Source organism: Burkholderia sp. LMG 13014 (assembly GCF_905232215.1).
GTDB lineage: Bacteria > Pseudomonadota > Gammaproteobacteria > Burkholderiales > Burkholderiaceae > Burkholderia.
This window is the reverse complement of the sequence record NZ_CAJNKE010000570.1, coordinates 1-3,705: the sequence shown is the minus strand read 5'-3', so window position 1 is coordinate 3,705 and position 3,705 is coordinate 1. Positions and strand designations below refer to the sequence as shown.

The window sequence follows — 3,705 nt, the reverse complement described above, 5'->3', positions numbered from 1 at the left end:
GCCTGCACCGCGTCTTCGTCATCGATCAGCATGAAGTAGTCGACGCACATCTCGAGGAAATCCCACGCAAGCGGCGACGCCTCGCCGCACGCGAGCCCCGCCATCACCGAATCCACGCTACCGGTCGCCTTGGTCGCGCGCCCGGCCAGCGCACTCTGGTACAGGCAGTCGGCCTGGCGCGGCTCGACCACGATGAAGTGCGGCCGCTGCACGCCGTCGCGCTCCCACAGGTAGCTCGCGACGCCCGCGGCGAGGCCGCCCACGCCGCCCTGCAACAGCACATGCGTGAACGGCCGCCCGTCGTCCTGCGCCGCTTGCGCGGCGGCCTCGGCCGCGATCACGCCATAGCCCTGCATCACGTCGCGCGGAATCGCTTCGTAGCCGTCGTACGACGTATCCGACACGACATACCAGCCGTTCGCCTGCGCGAGCTGCGCCGCGCAGATGACCGACTCGTCGTAGTTCCCCTCGATGCGCACGATCCGCGCGCCGTACGCCGAGATCGCGCGTTCGCGCTCGGCCTCGACGTTCGCGTGCAGCACGATCACGCACCCGCAGCCGATCGCACGCGCGGCGGCGGCGAGCGCACGGCCGTGATTGCCGTCGGTTGCGCTGATCACCGTCAGGTCGGCCAGCTCCGCCGCGTAGCGGCCGGTGACGAGCCCTTGCGGATCGAGATCCTGCGTGCGGCGCAGGCGCTTCACGAGCCGCACCAGCGCAATCGGCGCGCCGAGCGCCTTGAAGCTGCCGAGCGGCGAGCGGCACGACTCGTCCTTCACGCTGACGCTCGCGACGCCGAGCCGCGCGGCGAGATCCGGCAGCGCGCGCAGCGGCGTGCGCGCGTTGCCGACGAGCGGCCAGTGCGACAGCCACGCGCCGCTTTCGTCGGCCGATGCGATGTTCATCACGCGGCGCAGCGCGTGGGGATAGGCGGCGCGCGATGCGCGGGGGTTGGCGATCAGCATGGCGGGCAGCACTCCGTGAGTCGGTTCGGGTCGGGCGCGCACGGGTTGCACGCGCCGCCGGTTCGAAAAATAATATTGCGCATGCGGGTCAATAAATTCGCCAATTCGGCGGCCGTCACGCAAAAATTTCTCATTCTTTCGAGGCTTCACGCGCCATCATGACCACCCCACTCGATGCGTTCGATCGCAAGCTGCTGATGGAAATCCAGCGCGACGCGCAAACGCCGCAAAGCGAACTCGGCGCGCGCGTCAACCTGTCGACCGCGGCCGTGAACCGGCGCCTGAAACGTCTCGCGGACGACGGCGTGATCGAGCGCTACACGGCCATCGTCGCGCCGGACAAGGTCGATCATCCGCTGACGATCGTCGTCAACGTCGAGGTCGAAAGCGAGCAGATCGACCAGCTCGACGCGATGAAACGCTCTTTCGAGCGCTGCCCGCAGATCCAGCAGTGCTACTACGTGACGGGGGAATGGGATTTCGTGCTGATCCTGGCCGTGCGCAACATGGATCAGTACAACGCGCTCACGCGCGAGCTGTTCTTCGCGAACAACAACGTGAAGCGGTTCAAGACGCTGGTGAGCATGAGCCGCGTGAAGGTCGGGCTCGAGGTGCCGGTCGAACCGGGCGAGTAAGTGAGCGTTTGCACACATGAGGCGACCGGCGCGCGATAGCGCACCAGCCGCCTCCCATCGACGGCTACGTCAGCGGCAACTGAAGCTCGCCGCCGAATTCACGTCGCCCGACCCGTTATAGCGGGCCACCTGCGGGTACGGGCACAACGGCCGCGTACGCCCCGCGCCCCACGATGCGGGCACGTCCGCATTCGGCACCGCGTTCGTCGCATCGCGCGCGGCAGCGACTACCGCACCGGGCGCTTGCCCCTGCTCGACCCACGCGACGAGCGGCGTCAACAGGTCGAACTGGTCGGCCGCCGGCCCGCCCGAGCAGTGGTTCATCCCCGGCACCGGATAGAAGCGCGCGAAATCCGACGCATCGCCGCCGTTCGCCTGCGCGACCCGTGCATACCAGTCGCGCGTGTCGTCGAACGAGAACACCGGGTCGCCCGTGCCGTGATAGACGAGCAGCTTCGCGCCGCGCGCCTTCAACGCCGACAGGTTGGTCTCGTCGGGCGGCGTCATGAACGACCACGCGGATTGCGTGTACACGCCGTTGGTCGCGAAGATCGCCGGCGCATCGTTGTCCATGTCGAAGCCCAGCGCAAAACCGGGCAGGTTCGCGAGCGTCGCGGCGGTTTTCGGCGGCGTCATGAACGTGAACGCCATCGCGGCCGGATCGAGCGTGATCGAATTCGACTGCTTCCACGCGGCCCAGCCGCTGCCGGCGATGCCCGGATCGTACGGAAAGCCCGCGTACAGCGCCGTGCCCGCGCTGTTGCGTGCACCCGCGAACACGTTCTCGAGCGCGGTCTTCTGCGCGGTCGTCAGGCAGGCGCCCGTGCGCGTGCCGTTCGCGCAGGTCGGGATGTCCGCATCGACGCTGAAGTGCGCCTGGCACGCGGCGACGTCCTGCACCATCCCGTCGGCCGCGCCGTCGAGCGCGTCGCACTTCTCAACGATCTTCGCGCCGACGAACTGCCGCTCCGCATCGGTGAAGCCGCTGCGGATATCCGGCAGCCCGTTCGATCCGGCCGCCGATGCGATCTTCGCGAACTGCTGCGCGCCGTACATCTCGCCGATCGCCGCCTTCGGCAGATGAAAGCCCGGATCGCCCGCGATGATGCCGTCGTAGTCGGCCGGGTTGCGCACCGCCGTGACCATTGCGTGACGGCCGCCGTTCGAGCAGCCGTCGAAATAGCTGCGGTCGGGCGCCTTGCCGTACGCGAGCCGGATCACCTGCTTCGCCATCGGCGTCAGCGCATCGACCGCGCCGTAGCCGTAGTCGATGCGCGCCTGCGGATCGATGCCGAACAACGGATTCTGCGCGGCGCTGTGCCCCGAATCCGAGCTGATCACCGCGAAGCCCTGGTTCAGCGCGTCGGTCAGCGGCCCGCCGCCGCCGATCTCGCCGGTCGCCGTCACGACGTTGCCGTCGAGCCCGCCGTTTGCCTGGTAGAAGAAGCGACCGTTCCACGCCTTCGGCAAGCGCATTTCGAAGCCGATCGCATAGGTCTTGCCGTCGACCGTGCTCACGCGCTCGTTCATCTTCCCTTCGATCACGCAGTGCTCGGCGATCGGTTTGCCGGCCACCGTGAGCGCGCCGGCGGCTGCGGTCGTCACCGACGTGAACGACGTGTTCGCATACGCAAGCTTCGCGGCGAGCGCGTCGCAGGTCTGCGCCATCGCGGCCGGTGTCGCGGCGCTCAGGTGCGTCGGTGCGGAATTCACGGAATCGTCGCCGCCGCAACCGGCGAGGATCGCGGCGGCGAGCGATGCAATGTAGAGGAATCCGGATTGTCTGTTCAAGATATCTCCCGTTCGTCAGGCTGCCGGATCAGAACATGTGCCGCACGCCGACCATCGCGCCGAGCTGCCCCATCCCTTCGCCGGGTGTCGTACCGGCCCCGCCGCCGCTGACCGCGTAGCGCGCATGCGCGCTGTTCCACAGATACGACGATTGCGCGTAGACCGCCGTGCGCTTCGTCAGCAGATAGGTCGCGCGCAGCGTGGCCATCGTCGCGCGCGTGTCGTGCGCGCTGTTGACGATCCGGTAGCCTTCGCCGTCGACGACGAAATCCGGCTTCACCGCATACGATGCGCCGACGAAGAACAGGTCCGAA

3 protein-coding genes and 1 pseudogene are annotated in these 3,705 nt (G+C 67.9%); 1 reads left to right on the top strand and 3 read right to left on the bottom strand.

The window, feature by feature from the left end; all coding sequences use genetic code 11:
• On the bottom strand, positions 1–965 hold a 965-nt coding region (locus JYJ84_RS31040), incomplete at its 3' end, for a diaminopropionate ammonia-lyase (RefSeq protein ID WP_205189906.1).
• A gap of 158 nt (positions 966–1,123) precedes the next feature.
• Here JYJ84_RS31040 and JYJ84_RS31035 point away from each other — a divergent pair.
• Positions 1,124–1,600, top strand: a complete 477-nt coding sequence (locus JYJ84_RS31035; protein ID WP_122948327.1) for an Lrp/AsnC family transcriptional regulator — start codon at positions 1,124–1,126, stop codon at positions 1,598–1,600.
• A gap of 69 nt (positions 1,601–1,669) precedes the next feature.
• Here the strand turns inward: JYJ84_RS31035 and JYJ84_RS31030 are convergent, their stop codons facing one another.
• Both JYJ84_RS31030 and JYJ84_RS31025 read right to left on the bottom strand, forming a co-directional pair.
• Entirely contained in the window at positions 1,670–3,391 is a 1,722-nt protein-coding gene (locus JYJ84_RS31030; RefSeq protein ID WP_122948328.1) for a tannase/feruloyl esterase family alpha/beta hydrolase, read from the bottom strand.
• A gap of 28 nt (positions 3,392–3,419) precedes the next feature.
• A pseudogene (locus JYJ84_RS31025) lies at positions 3,420–3,705 on the bottom strand (porin); the annotation flags it as partial.

What these genes read in the sequence shown, in the direction of transcription:
- JYJ84_RS31035 (WP_122948327.1), top strand. Translation starts at nt 1,124, where the DNA reads ATGACCACCCCACTCGATGCGTTCGATCGCAAGCTGCTGATGGAAATC.